Origin of the sequence: Acrocarpospora catenulata (genome assembly GCF_018476525.1) — a bacterium.
Classification (GTDB): Bacteria; Actinomycetota; Actinomycetes; order Streptosporangiales; family Streptosporangiaceae; genus Acrocarpospora; species Acrocarpospora catenulata.
Genome location: NZ_JAHCST010000018.1, coordinates 102,248 through 123,075, shown reverse-complemented (window position 1 = coordinate 123,075; position 20,828 = coordinate 102,248). Strand labels below are relative to the sequence as shown.

23 protein-coding genes are annotated in these 20,828 nt (G+C 71.1%); 12 read left to right on the top strand and 11 right to left on the bottom strand.

Annotated features, from left to right (window positions below):
* Nucleotides 1-2 precede the first annotated feature (2 nt).
* Nucleotides 3-698, top strand: coding sequence for a DUF4230 domain-containing protein (locus tag KIP79_RS20755; RefSeq protein WP_308169813.1), 696 nt, complete (start codon nt 3-5; stop codon nt 696-698).
* On the opposite strand, the gene KIP79_RS20750 is transcribed toward KIP79_RS20755, so the two are convergent.
* The 3 genes from KIP79_RS20750 to KIP79_RS20740 all read right to left on the bottom strand — a co-directional run bounded on the left by KIP79_RS20750 (nt 695) and on the right by KIP79_RS20740 (nt 3,773).
* Nucleotides 695-1,579 (bottom strand): sulfotransferase family protein, encoded by an 885-nt coding sequence (locus KIP79_RS20750; protein WP_214106528.1) that lies wholly within the window; start codon nt 1,577-1,579, stop codon nt 695-697. The genes KIP79_RS20755 and KIP79_RS20750 overlap by 4 nt on opposite strands.
* Nucleotides 1,580-1,647: 68 nt before the next feature.
* A complete protein-coding gene (gene meaB / locus KIP79_RS20745; RefSeq protein ID WP_214106527.1) occupies nt 1,648-2,592 on the bottom strand; it encodes a methylmalonyl Co-A mutase-associated GTPase MeaB in 945 nt (314 codons plus the stop codon).
* Complete coding sequence (locus tag KIP79_RS20740) at nt 2,589-3,773, bottom strand: acetyl-CoA C-acetyltransferase (protein WP_214106526.1); 1,185 nt, start codon at nt 3,771-3,773, stop codon at nt 2,589-2,591. Before KIP79_RS20740 ends, meaB begins: the two co-directional genes overlap by 4 nt.
* A gap of 85 nt (nt 3,774-3,858) precedes the next feature.
* On the opposite strand from KIP79_RS20740, the gene mce reads away from it, so the two are divergent.
* Both mce and KIP79_RS20730 read left to right on the top strand, forming a co-directional pair.
* The gene (gene mce / locus KIP79_RS20735; RefSeq protein ID WP_214106525.1) at nt 3,859-4,281 is read left to right on the top strand and encodes a methylmalonyl-CoA epimerase; all 423 of its coding nucleotides are present in this window, start codon (nt 3,859-3,861) and stop codon (nt 4,279-4,281) included.
* 185 nt (nt 4,282-4,466) lie between these two features.
* Entirely contained in the window at nt 4,467-5,759 is a 1,293-nt protein-coding gene (locus KIP79_RS20730; protein WP_214106524.1) for a DivIVA domain-containing protein, read from the top strand.
* Between the two features lie 172 nt (nt 5,760-5,931).
* Here KIP79_RS20730 and KIP79_RS20725 read toward each other — a convergent pair whose 3' ends face one another.
* The 4 genes from KIP79_RS20725 to nucS all read right to left on the bottom strand — a co-directional run bounded on the left by KIP79_RS20725 (nt 5,932) and on the right by nucS (nt 9,605).
* Entirely contained in the window at nt 5,932-6,885 is a 954-nt protein-coding gene (locus KIP79_RS20725; protein ID WP_214106523.1) for a helix-turn-helix transcriptional regulator, read from the bottom strand.
* A 170-nt stretch (nt 6,886-7,055) separates the two neighbouring features.
* A complete protein-coding gene (locus KIP79_RS20720; RefSeq protein ID WP_308169812.1) occupies nt 7,056-7,772 on the bottom strand; it encodes an alpha/beta fold hydrolase in 717 nt (238 codons plus the stop codon).
* Nucleotides 7,773-7,950: 178 nt separating this feature from the next.
* On the bottom strand, nt 7,951-8,850 hold the full coding sequence (locus KIP79_RS20715) for a hypothetical protein (RefSeq protein WP_214106521.1): 900 nt from the start codon (nt 8,848-8,850) through the stop codon (nt 7,951-7,953).
* A 92-nt stretch (nt 8,851-8,942) separates the two neighbouring features.
* Complete coding sequence (gene nucS / locus KIP79_RS20710) at nt 8,943-9,605, bottom strand: endonuclease NucS (protein WP_214106520.1); 663 nt, start codon at nt 9,603-9,605, stop codon at nt 8,943-8,945.
* 110 nt (nt 9,606-9,715) lie between these two features.
* Between nucS and KIP79_RS20705 the strand changes: the two genes are divergently transcribed.
* The 9 genes from KIP79_RS20705 to KIP79_RS20665 all read left to right on the top strand — a co-directional run bounded on the left by KIP79_RS20705 (nt 9,716) and on the right by KIP79_RS20665 (nt 16,801).
* Complete coding sequence (locus KIP79_RS20705; protein ID WP_214106519.1) at nt 9,716-10,015, top strand: Rv1322 family protein; 300 nt, start codon at nt 9,716-9,718, stop codon at nt 10,013-10,015.
* Nucleotides 10,016-10,027: 12 nt separating this feature from the next.
* Nucleotides 10,028-10,732, top strand: coding sequence for an alpha/beta hydrolase (locus KIP79_RS20700; protein WP_214106518.1), 705 nt, complete (start codon nt 10,028-10,030; stop codon nt 10,730-10,732).
* Nucleotides 10,733-11,488, top strand: a complete 756-nt coding sequence (locus KIP79_RS20695) for an SDR family NAD(P)-dependent oxidoreductase (protein ID WP_214106517.1) — start codon at nt 10,733-10,735, stop codon at nt 11,486-11,488.
* A gap of 81 nt (nt 11,489-11,569) precedes the next feature.
* Nucleotides 11,570-12,400: an ABC transporter ATP-binding protein gene (locus tag KIP79_RS20690; RefSeq protein ID WP_214106516.1), complete on the top strand. Its 831-nt coding sequence runs from the start codon at nt 11,570-11,572 to the stop codon at nt 12,398-12,400.
* Entirely contained in the window at nt 12,397-13,239 is an 843-nt protein-coding gene (locus KIP79_RS20685; protein WP_214106515.1) for an ABC transporter permease, read from the top strand. Before KIP79_RS20690 ends, KIP79_RS20685 begins: the two co-directional genes overlap by 4 nt.
* Nucleotides 13,197-14,435: a sensor histidine kinase gene (locus tag KIP79_RS49535; protein ID WP_214106514.1), complete on the top strand. Its 1,239-nt coding sequence runs from the start codon at nt 13,197-13,199 to the stop codon at nt 14,433-14,435. Before KIP79_RS20685 ends, KIP79_RS49535 begins: the two co-directional genes overlap by 43 nt.
* Nucleotides 14,432-15,046, top strand: a complete 615-nt coding sequence (locus tag KIP79_RS20675; protein WP_214106513.1) for a response regulator — start codon at nt 14,432-14,434, stop codon at nt 15,044-15,046. Before KIP79_RS49535 ends, KIP79_RS20675 begins: the two co-directional genes overlap by 4 nt.
* Before the next feature lie 155 nt (nt 15,047-15,201).
* Nucleotides 15,202-15,783: a TetR/AcrR family transcriptional regulator gene (locus KIP79_RS20670; RefSeq protein WP_214106512.1), complete on the top strand. Its 582-nt coding sequence runs from the start codon at nt 15,202-15,204 to the stop codon at nt 15,781-15,783.
* A 55-nt stretch (nt 15,784-15,838) separates the two neighbouring features.
* Nucleotides 15,839-16,801, top strand: a complete 963-nt coding sequence (locus KIP79_RS20665) for a polysaccharide deacetylase family protein (protein WP_214106511.1) — start codon at nt 15,839-15,841, stop codon at nt 16,799-16,801.
* 206 nt (nt 16,802-17,007) lie between these two features.
* On the opposite strand, the gene KIP79_RS20660 is transcribed toward KIP79_RS20665, so the two are convergent.
* Genes KIP79_RS20660 through KIP79_RS20645 form a run of 4 tightly spaced genes read right to left on the bottom strand, consistent with a single transcriptional unit; the run spans nt 17,008 to nt 20,798 of the window.
* On the bottom strand, nt 17,008-17,601 hold the full coding sequence (locus KIP79_RS20660; RefSeq protein WP_214106510.1) for a response regulator transcription factor: 594 nt from the start codon (nt 17,599-17,601) through the stop codon (nt 17,008-17,010).
* Nucleotides 17,598-18,791, bottom strand: a complete 1,194-nt coding sequence (locus tag KIP79_RS20655) for a sensor histidine kinase (protein WP_214106509.1) — start codon at nt 18,789-18,791, stop codon at nt 17,598-17,600. The genes KIP79_RS20660 and KIP79_RS20655 overlap by 4 nt, the downstream gene beginning before the upstream one ends.
* A gap of 10 nt (nt 18,792-18,801) precedes the next feature.
* A complete protein-coding gene (locus tag KIP79_RS20650; RefSeq protein ID WP_250213538.1) occupies nt 18,802-19,923 on the bottom strand; it encodes an ABC transporter permease in 1,122 nt (373 codons plus the stop codon).
* A complete protein-coding gene (locus tag KIP79_RS20645) occupies nt 19,920-20,798 on the bottom strand; it encodes an ABC transporter ATP-binding protein (protein ID WP_214106508.1) in 879 nt (292 codons plus the stop codon). The genes KIP79_RS20650 and KIP79_RS20645 overlap by 4 nt, the downstream gene beginning before the upstream one ends.
* Between the last annotated feature and the right edge of the window lie 30 nt (nt 20,799-20,828).

Here is a 20,828-nt window from a genome sequence, read left to right as displayed (position 1 = left end):
CTGTGGACCGCCACACTGAACCGCAGATTCGCGCCCCGCTGGCCGAGCCGACTCCCGTCCGGCGCAGGTCCCGGCGCGGCTGGCGCTGGTTAGCCGCCATCCTCTTCCTCGGCCTGCTGCTGGTCGTGGGCGGGCGGCTGGCCTGGACCTGGCTGAACCCGCTCGGTGAGACCACGATCGACCGCAGCCAGCCGGTGCTGCTCGAGTCGATCCACAACCTGAGCCGGTTCGAGGCCGCCAGCGGCAACTTCCAGGTGGTGGTGGACCTGGAGAAGGACGCCGCGTTCCTGCCCGACGCGATCAAGGGCACCCGGACCCTGTTCGTCGGCGCCGGCAGCGTGGACGCCTACGTCGAGTTCGGCGGCTTGGCCAAGGACGCGATCACCGTCTCCCCCGACCGCACCACCGTCACGGTACGGCTCCCGCACGCCCAGCTGGAGAAGGCCAACCTGGACAACAAGCGCTCCTACGTCTACGCCCAGGAGCGCGGCCTGCTGGACCGGGTCGGCGACTTCCTCTCCGGCAACCCGCAGAACCAGCAGGAGCTCTACGTGCTGGCGGAGAAGAAGATCACCGAAGCGGCGGTCTCCAGCGACCTGCGCGCCCGGGCGGACGCCAACGCCAAGACCATGCTGGAGAACATGCTGAAGGCGCTCGGCTTCACCAAGGTGGTGATCGTGTACGACGATCCGGCCTAGAGGTATCCCCACTTGACGCACATCTCGCGCATCTCCTCGGGGACCTCGTCGGCGGTGGGCAGCGGACGGCCCGGCTGCACGGTGCCGGTCACGATCTTGTCCCGCCAGTCGCCGATGCCCTTCACGAACTCGCCGTGGTCGTGGTCGCCGTACCGGATCATGCCGGGCTCGTACGGTACCCCGATGCGGTCGCAGATGGCCCGCAGTTCGGTGGCCGGGTCGGTGGTCATCCGCTCGTAGGTGACGGTCAGGCCGCCCACCTTCTGCCGGGCCTCCTCCAGGTAGGTGGCGTACCGCATGGCGTGCGGCACCGCCTCGCTCATCGGGCGGCCCGCCGGGTCGGCCTCGTGCCAGGAGCGGGCGATGGAGAGCGGGTGCCGGATCAGGAAGATGAACCGGGCGTCCGGCCAGCAGGTGGAGATGCGCTTCCAGGCGAAGACGTTGCTGGGGGTCTTCTCCACCAGGATGCGCTTGCCGCTGCGGAGCAGTTCGCGGTGGAGCAGCCGGTCCCAGAGCAGGTGCTCCACGTCGCTGTGGCTGTGACCGAGCGCGGTCATCGCCTGCTGGATCGGATCGGTGGTCAGGTTCACCGTCGCCCGGCGGAAGTGGGTCTCCAGCGGTGCGTGCAGCTGGGAGTGGCTGTTCAGCATCACCCGGAGCAGGGTCGACCCGGACCGCACCGAGGCGAGCAGGAACACCGGCTCCCGCAGCAGCCGGTCGGCCGCCGGGTCCACCGGGCCCCGTACGACATCGTTCGGCATCCGGGGCGGCAACAGGGCCGGGGGCGGGGTCGCCGGGGCAGGCTCAGGCAGCTTGACCCGCTTGACGGAATACCCCGTGACACCTTCCAGGGTGCTGTTGAGCACCTTTTTCCACTTCATGGCCCCGAACCGTACGGATGGCGGGTTACACGAAAGTGAATAACCGCTGTGAAACACCAGAGCGATTATTACAGCGCGGCGATTACCTGGTCCGCCGCCCGGTACGGATCGGTCTTCGCCGCCAGCAGCGCCTCGGCCAGCGCGTCCAGGTGGCGGTCACCGCTGATCTCGCCCATCCTGGCCCGCAGCCCGGTCAGCACGATCGCCTCGATCTCGTCCCTGGCCCTGGCCAGGCGGCGGGCCCGGCCCTCGCCGGAGGCGGCCAGGTGCTCGGCGTGCCGGTCCAGCGCCGCCACCAGGTCGGCGGCCCCCTCGCCCCGGGCGGCCACGGTGCTCACGATCGGCGGGCGCCAGTCCCGGGAGCCGGACAGGGCGACCATGTTCCGCAGGTCCCGCACGGTCTCCTGGGCACCGTCCCGGTCCGCCTTGTTCACCACGAAGACATCGGCGATCTCCAGGATGCCCGCCTTGGCGGCCTGCACGCTGTCCCCCATGCCGGGGGCCAGCAGCACGATGGTGGAGTCGGCCAGCGAGGCGATGTCCACCTCGGCCTGGCCCACCCCCACGGTCTCCACCAGGATCAGGTCGTACCCGGCCGCGTCCAGCACCCGGATGGCCTGCGGCGCCGCCCAGGCCAGCCCGCCCAGATGTCCCCGGGTGGCCATGGACCGGATGAACACCCCCGGATCGGTGGCGTGCGCCTGCATACGCACCCGGTCCCCGAGCAGCGCGCCGCCGGTGAACGGCGACGACGGGTCCACCGCCAGCACCGCGACCCGCTCGCCACGCGCCCTGGCCGCCTCGATCAGCGTCCCGGTGGAGGTCGACTTGCCCACCCCGGGCGCGCCGGTCAGACCCACCACCCGCGCCCGGTACGGCTCCCGCATGCCCTTGACCAGTTCCTCGGTCAGCGCGCGCAGGCCGGGACCGGCGTTCTCGACCAGCGAGATGGCCCGCGCGACCGCGCGGACCTCCCCTCTCAGCACGCCCTCGGCGAGGTCTCCCGCACTCACGCGGGAACGCGGATGATCAGCGCGTCACCCTGGCCGCCGCCCCCGCAGAGCCCGGCCGCGCCGAGCCCGCCGCCCCGGCGGCGCAGCTCGTGCGCCAGGGTCAGCACGATCCGGGCGCCGGAGGCGCCGATCGGATGGCCGAGCGCGATGCCGCCGCCGTTGACGTTGACCTTCTCCAACGGCAGTCCGAGCTCCTTGGCGGACTGGAGCACCACCTGGGCGAACGCCTCGTTGATCTCGACCAGGTCCAGGTCGGCCTCGGTCAGGCCCTGCTTGGCCAGCGCGTGCCGGATGGCGTTGGCGGGCTGCGACTGCAGTGAATTGTCCGGCCCCGCCACGTTGCCGTGCGCGCCGATCTCGGCCAGCCACTCCAGGCCCAGTTCCTCGGCCTTGGCCTTGGACATGACGACCACCGCGCAGGCGCCGTCGGAGATCTGCGAGGCCGAGCCGGCGGTGATGGTGCCGTCCGGGGTGAAGGCCGGGCGGAGCGCGGCCAGGGTCTCGGGGGTGGTCTCCGGGCGCACGCCCTCGTCGGTGGTGAAGGGCACCGGGTCGCCCTTGCGCTGCGGCAGCGGCACCGGGACGATCTCGTCGTCGAAGACGCCGTTCTTGGCCGCCGCCGCGGCCAGCTGGTGCGAGCGGGCGGAGAAGGCGTCCTGGTCGGCCCGGGAGACGCGGTAGCGCGTATTGTGCCGTTCGGTCGACTCGCCCATGGAGATCTGGTCGAAGGCGTCGGTCAGCCCGTCCAGCGCGGTGGCGTCCTGGATCGTGGCGGCGCCGTACTTGACGCCCTTGCGCAACCCCGGGAGCAGGTGGGGGGCGTTGGTCATGGACTCCATGCCGCCGGCCACCACGATCTCGAACTCCCCGGCCCGGATCAGCTGGTCGGCCAGGGCGATGGCGTCCAGGCCGGACAGGCACACCTTGTTGATGGTGAGGGAGGGCACGGTCATCGGGACGCCGGCCAGCACCGCGGCCTGGCGCGAGGGGATCTGTCCGGCGCCCGCCTGGAGCACCTGGCCCATGATCACGTACTGGACGTCCGCCGGGGCGACCCCCGAGCGCTCCAGCGCGGCCTTGATGGCGATGCCGCCCAGCTCGACCGCGGACAGTCCGGCGAGTGAGCCGAGCAGTCGTCCGATGGGGGTACGGGCTCCGGCGACGATGACGGAAGAAGACATGGACGGGGCCTCCTCAGTAGATCAGGGGCGACGGTGTCACCATACCTAGGAGGCGGTGTGTGACCGCCAAGGAGGGTGGACCCTGATGTTTCTACGGATTGATCATGTGGGGATCGCGTGTCACGACCTGGAGGAGAAGATCGAATTCTATGAGTCGAACTTCGGGCTGACCGTGGTGAGCCGGGAGGTGAACGAGGAGCAAGGAGTCAAGGAGGCCATGCTGCACGTGGCCGACGGCGACGGCGGCGCCTCCTACATCCAGTTGCTCGAACCCCTTCACCCGGACACCGCGGTGGGGAAGTATTTGAGCAAGCGTGGCGAGGGAGTTCACCACATCGGATACGGCGTTCCCGACGTGACCAAGGCCATGGCGGAAATCGCCGCAAAGGGGGTGCGACTCATCGACGAAAGACCACGTCATGGCTCTATGGGTGCCGCAATCGCGTTTCTCCATCCCAAGGATGTGGGAGGAGTCCTAACCGAGCTGGTTGAGACACCGAGGGCCTGACCAAACGCAAGAAAGGTTCATACGTAACAAGTCGCGCAGAAAGTCCGTGGAGGCCTCCAACACGGCAGTACCGGAGTACGCTGGCCTACCACCGGACGTGGATCCCGAATGGGCTCCTCGCCTCGGATGTCCGAAACCCCCCGTCCGGCCCGTGTAGCCGTCTCGACAACCCAGGATCGAGCCTCATGCAGTCCGACATCGACGCCCAGTTGAACAATTTCTTTGAAGACGCCCCCTCCCGGGAATTCGACGTGGTGCTCCGCGGCTATGACCGGCACCAGGTCCACGACCACCTGAAGACGCTCGACGCCGACCTTCGTCAGGCTCGGGAGCAGGTGGGCGCACTCCAGCGGGATCTGTCCGACTCCCAGCGCCAGCTGCAGGAGCAGGAGCGCCCGACCTACTCGGGTCTGGGCGCCCGCATTGAGCAGCTGCTGCGTCTGGCGGAGGAGCAGGCCACCGAGCTGGTCCAGGCGGCCAGGTCGGAGGCCAACGAGATCAAGGCCGCCGCGAAGGTGGACGCCGCGGACGTGCGGGCCGCCGCCGAGAACGAGGCTGCCGAGAAGCGCGCGCTGGCCACTCGCGAGGCCGAGGACACCCGCACCACCGCCGAGCGGGACGCCGAGGAGATCCGGTCCACCGCCAAGCGCGAGTCCGACGAGCTGACCAACACCACCGAGCGCGAGGTGGCCAAGCTCCGCGCCACCGCCGACCACGAGGTGGCCGAGAAGCGGGCCGACGCCGAGCGCGAGATCGCCAAGCTGCGCACCACCACCGAGCGCGAGGTCGCCCAGCTGCGGGCCTCCACCAAGCGCGAGCGCGACGAGGTGCTCACCACCGCCAAGCGCCAGGCCGACGAGATGCGCGCCCAGGCGCAGCGGGTGCTGGAGGAGTCCGAGGCCAAGCGGGCCCAGGACGAGGCCGAGTTCGAGATCCAGCTGGCCGCCCGGCGCGAGGAGGCCGAGCGCCAGGAGGCCGAGCGGCACGCCACCGCCCAGGCCAACACCCAGAAGCTGGTCGCCGAGGCCGAGCAGCGCGCGGCCACCGCCGAGCAGCGCGCCACCAAGGCCACCCAGCAGGCCGAGCAGACCCGCCGCGAAGCCGACACCCACGCCAAGCAGCTGCTGGCCAACGCCCGCAAGAACGCCGACCAGCTGGTCTCCGACGCCAAGTCCAGCGCCGAGTCCATCGTCTCGGACGCCAAGGCCGAGGCCGAGCGCACCCGCACCAACATGCAGCGCCAGGTTGACGAGCTGACCCGGCAGCGGGACAGCATCACCAGCCACCTCGCCCAGCTCCGCCAGCTGCTCGGCGGCGCCCCGCTGCCCGGCATGGAGCCCGAGCCCACCCCGGTGGTGGCGGCCCCCGTCAAGCCGGCCCTGTCGGCCCCCGCGCCCAGCGCGGACAAGCCCGCCCCCAAGCCGCCGGCGCCCGCCGCGGCCAAGGCTGACGACGACGCCGAGTGGTGGCAGGAGTAGGACTCTTCCATCTCGGGGCGACGGCTACACATCGCGAAGCCCGGCGGATCGGAATCCGCCGGGCTTTGTCACGTTCCCGGTTTCGCCCTCTCCCCGGCAACCAGCTTTCCAGGCCAGGTATGGGGTTTGCCCGGCCGCGCCGGCGAGCCGGAGGCTCGCCCAATGTCACAGCTCAGATCCAGCCTTTTCGGGCAGCCTGGACGCCTGCCTGGAAGCGGCCGGCGGCGCCGAGGCGGTCGAAGATGGCGGCGATGCGGCGGCGCAGGGTGCGTTCGGAGATGCCCAGCTGGCGCAGGATCGACTCGTCCTTCATGCCGACCGCCAGCAGTTCCAGGATCTGCTGGTCCACGCCGTCACCGGGAACGGCGGCGGTGGCGGTCCCCCAGACCGGGGAGGACTCCCGCCAGAGCGTCTCGAACAGGGCCACCAGCGCGTTGGTCAGCGCGCTGCGGCCGACCACGATGGAGGTGAACCTGGCACCCTCCTCGTGGTCGGTGAGCGGCAGCAGGGCCGTCCTGCCGTCCACCAGGATGAGTTTGATGGGCACCCCCGGGCGTACCCGGGCCTGCTCGCCCAGGCCGGTCATCCGGCGGATCTCGTCCAGCTTCAGCGGCAGGTCCAGCACGATCGAGCTGTAGATGGCCCGGCACCGCACCCCGCGCGCCAGCGCGGCCTCCTCGGCGCCCAGCGAGGTGCTCGTCGCCGCGTACGGCGGGGCGTCCAGGGCCAGTACCTCGCGGGTGGCCCCGGCCAGCAGCTCCGTCACCCGGCGGCCGGCGGCGGCCGAGCCCTCGACCACCTCGATCACCCGGCCGGGGTCGGTGCGCAGCAGCCCTTCCTGGAAGTCGGTGGCGAGTTCCTCGGCCGTGAGCGCCAGCCGGTCCAGCTCGGCCCGGCGGCGCCGGATGGCCGAGGCCAGGGCGATCCGCGGGTCGGCGGGGCGCACGCCGTGCGGGCCGCCGGATTCGAGCAGGCCGAGTTCCTGGAGGCGCTCCAGGGCGGCCTTGATCAGGTCGTGGGAGGAGTCCAGCCGGCGGGTGGCCTCCTCAGGGGAACATTTGGGGTCGCGAAGGAGGAGCCGGTACAACCGCTCCTCCAACCCCGAAAGTCCGATCGCCTCCCACATACCTCCACCTTGGCAGATTCCGGCCACTGACCGGTACCGGCCACGGCTTTTGGTACATAAGGCTGCCAATACACGACATCGTGGAAAGGTCTCGGGGCGATCCCCCGGAGGAGGAGACCACCCGCCGGCGTTGAGGGAGGCGCCGGCGGTGGTCCTCCGGCAGGGGAATCTCAGAGCGTCGACAGGAACGCCCGGGCTGCTTCGTCGAACTGTTCCGGGGTCTCGATCGCGGAGAGATGTCCGGAGGTCTCCAGGACGCGCAGCAGCGCGTGGGGGACCGCCTCGTGCATCGCCTCGGCGTCCGTGGTGGGCGAGATAACGTCCTCGTCGCCCACCACGATCAGCGTGGGGCAGGTGAGCGCGCGGAGCGTGCCGAACGAGTCCGGCCGTACGGCCATCGCGCGCAGCGCCCAGGCCACGGCGGCCGGGGGCGCGGACTCCACCAGGCCGCGGACCCGGCCGACCACCATGGGGCGGCGGGCCAGCGTGGTGGCGCCGACCAGGTTGGGCACCATCTCCGTCAGAGTCTCGCCGGACAGCACGCGCCCGGCGTTCTTCTCGCGGCCTTCGGCGGCCTCTGGGGTGTCGGGCGCGGCCTTGGTGTCGGCCAGGATGACCGCCCGAACCCGGTCGGGGTGGCGGCGGCAGAAGGCCATGGTGACGTAGCCGCCCATGGACTGGCCGCCGATCACCACCCGGTCTATGCCCTCGGCGTCGAGGAGTTCGGCCACGTCGTCGGCCATCGCGTCGAGCGAGGGCGCATCCTCGCCGAGCGGCGAACCACCGAAGCCGCGCAGGTCGGGGGTGATCACCCGGCAGACCCCGGCCAGGCCCTCCCGCTGCGCCGACCACATCGCCGAGGAGAACGGGAAGGCGTGAAGCAGCACGACGGGAACACCACTGCCCGCTGATCGCGAAAACAACCGCACGGACTCACCGTAGCCGGTTCGCCCGGCCGCGCCGGTGTCTGGACTGAGCGGAGGGAGCGCCGGCGACCGGAGGGAGGGAAGACACCGGCTGAAGGCGGCCGGGCCGGCCTGCCGGAGGCGGGCCCAATGTCACAGCTCAAGAGAGGTCGGCGTCGAGGTCGTTCTGGCTGTTGAGGATCCAGCTCGCGCCCAGGGTGCCGGTCTTGGAATAGGTCTCGCCGTTGCTTCGTACGGTGACCACGCGGTCGCCGGAGACGTCGAGCCGGATGACGCCGGCCGCCAGCAGCGTCCAGGGGTCGCCCAGGCCGCCCTCCTTGGCGTACGCCGAGCCGTCGCCGCGCAGCATGGCGATGCGGGCGCCGTCCAGGTCGAGCTGGACCACGTCGGTGTGCTGGTTGGTCCAGAGGGCGTCCACCGAGCCCTCCTTGACGTGGCCGAGGCCGTCCTCCTGCACGATGCCGATCCGCGCCCCGGACAGCGCCAGCTGCTTGACCAGCGTGCTCAGGTGCACCCAGGGCGCGTCCACCGGGCCTTCGTTGACCCGGGCCACGCCGTTGGTCTCCAGCAGGCCGATGCGGGAGCCGGTCAGCGCGATCTGCTTGATGTTCTCGGCCACCCGGCGCCAAGGGGCGTGCAGCGAGCCGTCCTTGACGTAGGCCACGCCGCGGCCGGTGACCACGCCGACCCGGTCGCCGGACAGGTCGAACTGCTTGACGTGGTCGGTCTCCATGTCGAAGCGGGCCCAGATGGGCCCCTCCTTCACCTCCAGCACGCCGTCGTCGTGCAGCACGCCGATGCGGTTGCCGTCCAGGACCAGCTGGACCACGCCGGTGGCGACCTGGTGCCAGCGCGCGCCGGGGGCGACGTCCCGCACCCAGGCCGCGCCGTCCCCTCGGATCACGCCCAGGCGCTGGCCCTTGGCCACCTTGACCACCTGGGCCGCCCCTGGAGCCGCCTGGGCCGTACCCCCGCTCAACGACGCGGCCGCGATGACCGCACCCACCAACGACGCCCGGATCACCGGCATGTTCCGCATCTGTTCTCCGTCGTAGCCGCACAAAAGACGTGATCACGCTACGTGACCAGATCAACACCTGGCGGCATGACGTCCCGGAGGAGGGTAAAAGGTTAGAAGAGGGTGGGGTTCTCCGGTTCGATACCGCGCAGGGCGTCGTAGTCCAGAGTGACGCAGTCGATGCCCCGGTCCAGGGCCAGCACCCGGGCCTGCGGCTTGATCTCCTGGGCGGCGAAGATCCCGCGTACGGGCGCGAGTAACGGATCCCGGTTGAGCAGCTCCAGGTACCGGGTGAGCTGCTCGACCCCGTCGATCTCGCCGCGGCGCTTGATCTCCACCGCCACGGTGGCGCCGTTCTGGTCCCGGCAGAGGATGTCCACCGGCCCGATCGCGGTCATGTACTCCCGGCGCACCAGCGTCCAGCCCGCGCCCAGCGTGGTGATGTGCTCGGCCAGCAGCTCCTGGAGGTGGGCCTCCACGCCGTCCTTCTGGAGGCCGGGGTCGACGCCGAGCTCATGGCTGGAGTCGTGCAGGATCTCCTCGATGGTGAGGATCAGCTTCTCCCCGGTCTTGCCCTGGGTCACCGTCCACTGGCCCTCCTCCTCGCGCAGCTTGCACGGGGGGTTCATCCAGTTCAGCGGTTTGAACGCCCGGTCGTCGCAGTGGATGGAGACCGAGTTGTCCGCCTTGATGAGGATCAACCGGGGCGCCATCGGAAGATGGGCCGTCAGTCTTCCCACGTAATCCACGCTGCACCGCGCGATGACCAGCCGCATGAGCAGAAACCCTACCCGCGCGGATGCTCGTACCCGGACACTCTGGAAGACTACCGATGGGTAACCGAGGGAGGCGGGAGCGTGGACACGGTCGGCACCATGGAGCGGAGATGAGCCCCCGCCGCGCGCGGCGCCGCGACGACAAGGGGCCCCCGATCGGTCCGCCCGGGCGATTCGGCATCGGCGAGGTCGAGGAGTGGCCGGACGGCGAGTGGCGGGTGCACCGGATCGTCGGTGGCGCGGCCGATAAGGTCTACCGGTGCCCCGGCTGCGATCAGGAGATCCGGACGGGCACGGCGCACCTGGTCAGCTGGCCCAACTGGTCCGGCGGCGAGGGCGAGCGGCGGCACTGGCACACCGCCTGCTGGCGCAACCGGCTCAGCCGGGGGCCTGGGCGTAGCAGGTACTAGAGCGGAGAGAGCATGGAGATTCGCGCGTCCACGGTGCTTCCGGCCAGGCGGGAGAACATCGAGCTGCACACCGCCGACGGGCTGACCCTGGTGGGCGAGCTGGCCCGGCCGCTGGAGAAGGACCCCGTGGCCACCCTGATCTGCCTGCACCCGCTGCCCACCCACGGCGGCATGATGGACAGCCACGTGCTCCGCAAGGCGTCCAACCGGCTTCCGGCACTGGCCGACCTGGCGGTGCTCCGCTTCAACACCCGGGGCACCACCTCCGAGCGCGGCACCTCCGAGGGCGCCTTCGAGAACGGCGAGGGCGAGCGGCTGGACGTGGCCGCCGCGGTGGAGTGCGCCGACTTCCACGACCTGCCCCGGCCCTGGCTGCTCGGCTGGTCCTTCGGCACCGAACTGGCCCTGAAGTGGGGCCGCGACCCCGTGGTGACGGGCGCCATCCTGCTGTCTCCCCCGCTGCGCCGGGCCACCGACGAGGACCTGGACGCCTGGGCCGCCTTCGGCCGCCCGCTGACCGCGCTGGTGCCGGAGTTCGACGACTACCTGCGTCCCGAGGAGGCCACGGCCCGGTTCAAGCGGGTGCCGCAGGCCGAGGTGGTCGGGGTGGAGGGCGCCAAGCACCTCTGGGTGGGCGAGCCATACGTGCGGATCGTGCTGGACGAGATCGTCAAGCGGGTCAACCCCGCAGCCCACCCACTCCCCACGGAGGTCTGAATGAAGGCGTTTGACCTGACCGGCAAGAAGGCGTTCGTCACGGGGGCCTCGCGGGGCATCGGCCGGGCCATCGCGCTCGGCTTCGCGGAGGCGGGGGCCGACGTGGCGCTGGTCTCCCGGTCCGCCGAGTCGCTCGCCGAGGTGGCCAAGGAGGTCGAGGCGTACGGGCGCCAGGCCGCCGTCATCCCGTGCGACGTGCTGGAGCGGGACAGCATCCCGGCCGCCGTGCAGAGCGGGATCGACGCGCTCGGGCACCTGGACATCGTGGTCAACAACGCCGGCGGGTCCAACTTCCTGGTGGAGTTCAAGGACCTGCGGCTGTCCGGATGGGACAAGCTGCTCCGGCTCAACCTGGACTCGGCCATGGCGGTCAGCCACGCGGTCGCCGACCACCTGCTCAGCCGGGGCGGCGGCTCGTTGATCAACGTCGCCTCGGTGGCGGCGAAGGGCGCGCCCTTCCTCGCCGCGTACGCGGCCGCCAAGGCCGGGGTGGTCGCGCTGACCAAGTCGCTGGCCGTGGAGTGGGCCTCCCGCGGGGTGCGGGTGAACTGCCTCTGTCCCGGCTGGACGGCCACCGACATGAACCGCAACCTCTGGCAGAACCCGCACGACACCACCGTCGCCACCGTGCCGATGGCCCGCTGGGGCAAGGCGGAGGAGATGGCCGGTCCGGCGGTCTTTCTGGCGAGCGACGCGGCCGCGTACATGACCGGGCAGGTGCTCTTCGTGGACGGCGGCCTCACCGCGACCAGCTGATCGCCCGTCCTCCGAACGGAGGACACCGTGGTCGACCGGGCGATGGTGCCGTGCCGACCGTGCGCGGAGGACGCTGGACGCATGACGACAGCGATTCACGTACGGGGGCTGGCCAAACGCTACGGCCAGACGCGGGCGGTGGACGGGCTGGACCTGGACATCCGCCGGGGCGAGGTGTTCGCCATCCTCGGGCCCAACGGCGCGGGGAAGTCGACCACCGTGGAGATCCTGGAGGGGTACCGGAAGCGGGACGCCGGAGAGGTCAGCGTGCTCGGGGTGGACCCCGGGCGGGCCACCCGGCAGTGGCGGGCCCGGCTCGGCATCGTGTTACAGACCGCGAACGACGCCGCCGAGCTGACCGTCCGGGAGACGGTGCGGCATTTCGCCGGGTACTACCCGCGTCCGCGCGACCCGGATGAGGTGATCGAGAAGGTCGGGCTGACCGAGAAGGCCGGCACCCGGATCAGGAAGCTCTCCGGCGGCCAGCGCCGCCGGGTGGACGTGGCACTCGGCGTGATCGGCAACCCCGAACTGCTCTTCCTGGACGAGCCGACCACCGGTTTCGACCCGGAGGCGCGCCGCCAGTTCTGGGACCTGATCAAGGGCCTGGCCGCCGACGGCACCACCATCGTGCTCACCACCCACTACCTGGACGAGGCCGAGGCGCTGGCGCAGCGGGTGGCGGTGATCGCCAGGGGCCGGATCGTGGCCGAGGGCGACCCGGCCACGCTCGGCGGCCGGGCCTCGGCGCGGGCCAAGGTGACCTGGGCGGACGGCGTGGTCGAGACCGACACCCCCACCAGGACGGTGCTGGAGCTGAGCCGCCGCTACGACGGCGAGGTGCCCGGCCTGGCCGTCACCCGCCCCACCCTGGAGGACATCTACCTGACTCTGATCGAGGCCCCGAAATGACCACCCAGACCACTGTGACTCCCCCGCTGGCGGCGCCCGCGCTGCCCTCCGTGCTCGCCCTCGGCCTGTCCAGGGCGGCGGTGGAGACCCGGATGTTCTTCCGTGAGAAGGACGCCGTGATCTTCACCTTCTCGTTCCCGATCATCCTGCTGGTGCTGTTCGGCTCGATCTTCGCCGGGGAGCTCGAAGGCACCGGCATCACCGTCTCCCAGCTGTACACGGCCGGGCTGATCGGCGCCGGGGTGATGGGCGCGGCCTTCCAGCACCTCGGCATCGGCATCTCGGTGGACCGGGAGGACGGCACGCTCAAGCGCCTGGCCGGCACGCCTATGCCGCGCAGCGCGTACTTCATCGGGAAGCTGCTCAGCTCGCTGGTGGTCGCCGTCCTGGAGGTGGTCGTGCTGCTGGCCATCGGGGTGCTCCTGTACGACCTGGACCTCCCCGACCAGGCGTCCAGCTGGCTCACCATGGCGTGGGTGCTGACGCTGGGCCTGGCGGGGGCGGCCCTGCTCGGCATCGCGGTGAGCAGCGTGCCCCGCTCGGCCAAGAGCGCCCCAGCGGTGATCACCATGCCGTTCGTGGTGCTCCAGTTCATCTCCGGCGTCTTCATCCCGTTCACCGAGCTGCCCGACTGGCTGATCAACATCTCCTCGTTCTTCCCGCTCAAGTGGATGTGCCAGGGCCTGCGCTCGGTCTTCCTCGGGGACGCGGGCGCCGCTCTGGAGCTGACCGGTTCGTACGAGCTGGGCAAGGTCGCCCTGGTTCTGACAGCCTGGGTGGTCGGAGGTCTGGTGCTGTGCCTGACCACATTCCGCTGGAAGGGCCGCCGCGACGGATGAACGCCATCGAGGGACGTGAACAACCGGGCGTTGCCGCCGAGGGCAACGCCTGGGAGTCCTTCCGCGGCTGGGAGACCCTGTTCGCGCTGGGCTGGACGGTCTCCATCGTCTTCGTGGCCATCGACGACGAGCACCCGGTAACGGCCAAGGTGATCACCGTCGGGCTGATGCTGCTGTGCGCGGCCGGGTACCTGCTCCTCGGCCGCCCGGCGATCATGGAGGACGACGGCAACAGCCGCCGCGCCTACGCCTACGTGGTGCTGATCATGGTGGCCTTCGTGCCCGCCGCGCTGCTGGTGAACACGGCCACCTTCGGCCTCTTCACGCTCTGCCCGCAGATCTTCATGCTGCTCAGCGGGTGGCGGGCGGTGACCGCGGTGCTGGTGCTCAACCTGGCCCCGCTGGCCCAGTTCCGCTTCATGAGCGACGTGCAGCCGCTCGACGTGCTGTACCACGCCGGGACCACGGTCATCGTGATCACCTTCGCCCTCGTCTTCGGGCCGTGGATCGCCCGGATCATCCACCAGAGCCAGGAGCGGGCCAACCTCATCGCGGAGCTGGAGGCCAGCCGCGCCGAAGTGGCCAGGCTCTCCGCGGAGAGCGGCGCGCTGGCCGAGCGGGAGCGGCTGGCCGGGGAGATCCACGACACCCTGGCCCAGGGCTTCACCAGCATCATCATGCTCATCCAGGCCGCCCAGGCGCAGCCGGACCCCACCCGCCACCTGGAGCTGGCGGTACAGACCGCGCGGGAGAACCTGGCCGAGGCGCGGGCGCTGGTCGCGGCGCTCGGCCCGGTGCAGCTGGACGGCTCCACGCTGGACGACGCGCTGCGCCGCCTGACGGTCCGGCTCTGCGAGGAGACCGGCCTCACCGTGGCCTGCAGCATCGAAGGCGTCTCCCGGCCGCTCCCGCCCAGCACCGAGGTGGTGCTGCTGCGCACCGCCCAGGAGGGCCTGGCCAACGTCCGGCGGCACGCCGCCGCCTCGGCCGCCCGGCTCACCCTCAACTACACCCCCGGCGAGGTGGCCATGGTGATCGAGGACGACGGCGGCGGCTTCGACCCCGGCACCGCCACCGGGTACGGCCTGCGCGGCATGCGCGGCCGGATCGAGCAGCAGGGCGGCACCCTCACCGTGACCAGCGCGCCCGGGGCCGGCACCACGCTGCGGATCACCCATCCAGGAAGAGCCGAATGATGCGCGTCATGATCGTGGACGACCACCCGGTGGTCAGGGAGGGCCTGCGCGGCATGCTCGACGCCGAGGTCACGGTGGTCGGCGAGGCCGGGTCCGGGGACGAGGCGGTGGTCCGGGCCAGGGAGCTGACGCCCGAGGTGATCCTGATGGACCTGCGCATGCCGGGCGGCGACGGGGTCAGCGCGATCACCCGCATCCTGGCCGAGTTGCCGGCCACCCGGATCATCGTGCTCACCACGTACGAGAGCGACCAGGACATCGTGCGCGCGGTCGAGGCGGGCGCGGCCGGGTACCTGCTCAAGGACACCTCCCGGGCGGACCTGCTGGCGGCCATCGCCACCGCCGCCCGGGGCGAGACCGTGCTCTCCCCCTCGGTGGCCACCCGGCTGGTGACCCGGCTGCGCGCGCCGGTCGCCGAGACGCTCTCGCCGCGCGAGACCCAGGTGCTCGCCCTGGTGGCCCGGGGCCTGACCAACGCCGAGATCGGCCGCGAGCTCTACATCAGCGAGACCACCGTCAAGACCCACCTGCTCCGGGTGTTCGGCAAGCTCGGCGTGTCCGACCGGACCGCCGCAGTGACCACCGCGCTCAGCCGCGGCCTACTGACTTGACTGCTTTGTCAGACTTATGTGGCTTTTCGCATGGTGACCGAAAGCCTTGATTTCCCGATACTTCCCGAAAAAAGATCTTGCGTCCATAATGGTGGCTTCTGGGGGGGCCATGACGGCGCGAGGTGAAAATATTGGCGGGACGGGACTATCGGGGGATGTCGGCTGAGGAACGGCTGGCCGACCGTCGAGAACGGCTGATCCTGGCCGCGTACACGCTGTTCGCGAATCCGGGATTCCACGCCACGACGATCGAGCGGCTCTGCGCCACGGCGCGCATTTCCAACCGGGCCTTCTATGAGTGCTTCTCGGGGAGGGAAGCACTCATGCGCGCGGTCTACGACCGGTGCGTCGAGGAGACCCTGCAGGTGGTGGCCAAGGCGATCGACCAGGCGCCCCGGTCGCTGGATGCGCGGATTGTGGCGGGAATAACGGAATATGTCAGGTTCGTCACCCAGGACGAGCGGCGGGCCCGGATCATGCACCTGGAGGTGCGCCGGGCGGGGGACGTGCTGAGCAACGCGCGGCAGCGCGCGGTGGCCGGGTTCACCCACGTCATCGAGGGCACGGTGAACGAGCTGCCGGAGCGCATACCGAACGAGCTGCACCTGCTGGCGCTGGCCCTGATCGGCGCGATCACCGAACTGCTGATCGAGTGGGTGGTCTCCGACAACCCGCCCTCGATCGAGGTGATCATAAAGACCTCGGTCCACGTCTTCCGGCGATCATTCCAGCTCTGAGCTGTGATTTCATGGCAGAGTGCTACGGAGAGTAACCGCTGTCGGGCTCTGCGCCGTGACCATGTCGGCATGCGCGGCCGACGGCGAGCGGCCCCGCCAGGCCCAGCCGCACCCGGTGCGGCACAGTCCTGTTCATCATCCTGTCCACAGTCCGGTCTACCAGGACGTCCAGCGGCTGGCGCCGGGCGAGCGCCCACCGCAGTTCGTGGTGATCTCCTTGGACGGCGCCGGAGGCGACGACCACGGCTGGTTCGCCACCCTGCTCAAGGCCGCCGGGCGGGCCCACGCCAAGCTCACCTTCTTCCTGTCCGGCGTGCCGCTCCACCGGCGGCAGAGCGAGCGGCTGGCCACCGCCTGGCGGCACGGCCACGAGCTCGGCACGTACTTCAACGGCCACGTCTGCGGCCGGCGGGGCATGGGCGCCTGGCGCACCCGCGAGTGGAACCGGCGCATCGACCAGTTCTACGCGCTCATCGAGAACGGCGAGAAGCTGCCCTTCGACGTGCGCACCGCCATCCGCGGCGGGCGCACCCCCTGCCGTGACGTGCACCGCCCCTCCCGCGACGCGGCCTACCGCGCCCACGGCTGGCGGTACGACGCCAGCGCCACCGGCGCCCCGCGCTGGCCGCGCAGGAACGCGGGGCTCTGGGAGTTCCCGCTGCCCACCCTGCCCCTGCACGGCACCCGCCGCCGCGTGCTCGCCTCCGACCAGGCTCTCTATACCGCGCACAGCCATGCCCGTCCTGCCGCTGCCGGCAAGTGGCCCGCCTGGCGGCGGCAGACCACCCAGACCTACGTCTCGGCCGTCAACGCCCGGCTGACCGGCGACCGCGCGCCCGTCTTCATCGCCCACCGCTTCGAGAACTGGCACGGCGGCAGCTACATGAAGGCCCTCATCGACCTGATGACCCGGGTCTGCCCCAAGCCCCAGGTGCGCTGCGTCTCCTTCACCGAACTCACCGACTGGCTGGAGGCCCAGGAGCGGAAGACCCTGGCCCGCCTCCGGAACTCCTCCTGAGGCGGGCCAGCGGCGGATATATAGAAACAAAGCCAGGACCTGGGCCCGGGCTCGCAGGGCGGGGGACGGCGACGCGCGCGAGAAGCGCGCCGCTGCCTTACGGCAGCCGTCCCTTCAGGCGGATCGCTGGTGACGCTCCGTAATCACACAATGTCACATCTGCGACTGAGATGATCAGATCTCGGCCCGCGTGGCGCGTCGCCGGATCAGATCCAGCCCATGTCCTGGGCGGTGCGGATGGCGGCGATGCGGTTGCCTGCGCCGAGCTTGGTGATGGCGCTGGACAGGTAGTTCCGCACCGTGCCCTCGGAGAGGTGGAGCGCGCCGGCGATCTCGGTCACCGAGGCGCCGCGGGCGGCCAGCGCGAGCGCATCACGCTCGCGGTCGGTCAGCGGGCTCTCTCCTGCCATCATGGCGGAGGCCGCCATCTCGGGGTCCAGGTAGCGGCCGCCCGCGTGGACCTTCCTGATGGCGCCGGCCAGCTCGTCGGCGGAGGCGTCCTTGGGGATGAAGCCGCGCACCCCGGCGGCCAGGGCGCGGCGCAGGTAGCCGGGGCGGCCGAAGCTGGTGAGGATGAGCATGGCCTGGCCCGGCAGGCTCTCGGCCACGGTGAGGCCGTCCATGCCGGGCATCTCCACGTCCAGGACCACCACGTCCGGGCGGTGCTCGGCGACCGCGGCGGCGACCTGGTCGCCCCGGCCGACCTGGGCGACCACCGCGATGTCCGCCTCCAGGCCGAGCAGGGTGGCGATGGCCTGGCGGATGAGCTGCTCGTCGTCGGCCAGCAGGACACGGATCACGCGGACACCGCCACGGGGTGCTTGACGGGTGCCACCGCCCGCAGCGTGAACTCTCCGGAGCCGGTGGGCCTGGCGGTCAGCGTGCCGCCCACTGCGGCCAGCCGCTCCGACAGCCCGGCCAGGCCGCTGCCCAGGTCCTCCACCGGCCGTGGGGTGACCCCGTCGTTTCGCACCTCCAGCACGGCCTCCTCGTCGGTGAACCGCATCGTGATCTCACAGTGCGAGGCGGAGCTGTGCCGTAGCACGTTGGTGGCGGCCTCGCGGAGCACCCAGGCGAACACCGGTGCCACTTTCTCCGGTATGTCCCGGTACGGCAACCGCAACCGGCACTCCACCCCGGCCGCCTCCAGCACCCCTCGCACGCTGCCCAGCTCGGCCACCAGATCCAGCTCCCGGTACCCTCGCACGGCCTCCCGCAGTTCGCGCAGCGCCTTGCGGGCGAGAGTGCGCACCTCGGCCATCTCGGTCTCGGCCGCCGGGCCCGGCTCCCCGGCCAGCCGGACCGCCAGCTCGCTCTTGACCGCGATCGCGGAAAGCTGGTGGCCGACCAGGTCGTGCAGGTCGCGGGCGAACCTGAGCCGCTCCTCGGCCACCGCCAGCCGGGCCTGCGCCTCCCGGCCCTCGTGGGCCTCCTCGGCCACCCGCCAGACCCACACCCAGAGCCGGTTGGCCCAGGGCCAGAGCCCAGCCAGGAGCAGGTTGTAGAAGAGCACACCGGCGACCAGCCCGGCCCTCGACGGGGCGTCCTCCAGGTTGAACGACGGATCCTGCCCGGCGAGCGCGGCGAACACCATGATCGGCGCGGTGACCGCGGACGTGCCCAGCCCGAGCAGCACCGCCGTCCGGCGGCGGACCCCGATGGCGACCACCGAGAGCCAGGCCATCGGTACGAACCCCCACCCGGTGGGCGCGCCCCCGCCCAGCACGGCCACCGCGACCGAGACCGCCCCTGCGGCCACCACCTCACGCCTCGGGTACCGCCGCTCCAGGATGGCCCCGGTGATGCGCACGAAGAGCCAGCTGAAGACGACCAGGCCGACCAGCCCCGGCAGCGTCGAGAGGCCGGTCGTCTGGCCCCGGCTGAGCTGACCCGCGATGACCATGAGGACGAAGAACCAGGTGATGCCGAGGGTCATGTTCAGTGTCAGGCGGACCAGCCGCCGCGCCCGCGCGATCGCCTTATCGCCCATTCAACGTACTTTACGGCTTGTTTCCGCGCAGGACCTCGGCCAGCCGGACCCGGGCGCCGGTACGGAGCACGGCCCGCTCGTACACCTTCGCGCCGACCGCCAGCACGCCGGCCACGGCCGCCAGCATCAGCCCGGCGGACAGCGCGACCTCCCAGAGCGGCACTTCGGCGGCGGCCGTGCGGACCGGCATGACCATCGAGGAGAACGGCGGGACCAGCGACAGCACCCGGGCCACCGTACTGCCGGGCTGGACGGAGTCGTAGAAGGCGACGCCGTAGCTGAGCATCACCAGCAGGGTCATCGGCTGGAGCACGTTGCCCACCTCCTCCTGCCGGGACACCAGCGAGGCCAGCGCCCCGGCGAAGGCGGCGAAGAAGGCGTACCCGAGGATGAACCAGGCCACCACGCCGAGCACTATGCCGGTCGTGCCCGGCGGGAAGTCCGCGATCACCCCGGAGAGCAGCGCCCCGGTCAGACCGGCGGCCACGATCGCCACCATGTTGATCAGACCCACCGCGCCCAGCCCGAGGATCTTGCCGCCGAGCAGTTGCCAGGGGCGGATCGAGGAGAGCAGGATCTCCACGATCCGGCTGCCCTTCTCCTCCACCACGCCCATCGCGACCATCATCACCGAGCTGAAGATCATGAGGAACAGCACCAGCACCACCACCGTGGCGATGCCCCGCCTGGCGCCCTGGTAGCGGGTGTCGGCGCCGACGGACTCCATGGTGAGCGGGGTGATGGTCACCCCGGAGGCGCCGATCTGCGCCTCCCGGTTGGCGCTCTGCAGCAACAGGCCCAACTCGTCGTCGATCTCCCCGTCGGTGAGCACCCGGTTCCCGGGCACCAGCACCGCGTCCAGCTCCCCGTCCAGCATCGCCGCCCGGGCCGCCGCCTCGTCGTCGTAGGCCCGCCAGGTTATCTCCGCGTCCGGCGGGGCGAGCGCCTTCAGCGGCAGCTCCTGGACCTGCACCCGGCCCAGCGTGTACGAGTCCGGCCCGCCCAGAAACCTCGGCGCGAACGCGATCCCGCCCACCACCAGCACCGAGATGACCAGCCCGATCACGAACGCCCTGGTCCGCACCTGGGCCCGGACCTCCCGCCCGGCCACCAGCAGCAGATGCGACATCATGACACGGCCTCCTTGAAGATCTCGGTGATGCTGGGCCGCTCGGCCCCGAAGTGCTCGACCCGCCCGGCCTCCAGCGCCGCGCGCAGGATGGCCTGGTCGTCACCGCCGCGCACGACCAGGATCTCCCGGTCGCCCGCCACGGTCAGCTCCCCGGGCAGGCCGTCCGCCCAGCCCGGCTTGGCCTCCCTGACCACCACCCGGAGCCGCTCCCCCTCGGCCGCGCGCAGCTCGTCCACCGTGCCGCTGGCCACCATGCGCCCGGCCGAGATGATGCCGATCGAGTCGCAGAGCCGCTCCACCAGCTCCAGCTGGTGGCTGGAGAAGATCACCGGCACCCCGCCCCTGGCCCGCTCCTGCAGCACCTCGGCCAGCGCGTCCACCGCCAGCGGGTCCAGACCGGAGAACGGCTCGTCCAGCACCAGCACCTCCGGGTCGTGCACCAGCGCCACCGCCAGCTGCACCCGCTGCTGGTTGCCCAGCGAGAGCGCCTCCACGGCGTCCCCGCGCCGCTCGGTCAGGCCGAGCCGCACCAGCAGCTCGTCCACCGCCTTGGCCGCGGCGGCCGGGCTCAGCCCGTGCAACCGGCCGAAGTAGTCGACCTGCTCGCCGACCTTCATCTTCTGGTACAGGCCGCGTTCCTCCGGCATGTAGCCGAACCCCCGCCGCTCCGCGAACCCGAGGCTGCGGCCCTGCCAGGTCACCTCGCCGGAGTCGGCGCCGAGCACGCCCATCACGATCCGCATCGTGGTGGTCTTCCCCGCCCCGTTGGCCCCGACGAAGCCGAACATCTCCCCTGGCCGTACGGCGAAGCTCACCCCGTCGAGGGCGACCTTGCCCGCCCCGAACGTCTTGCGCAGTTCCCTGATGTCCAACATGTCACTGATCATGCTGGGCCGGGTCGAGGC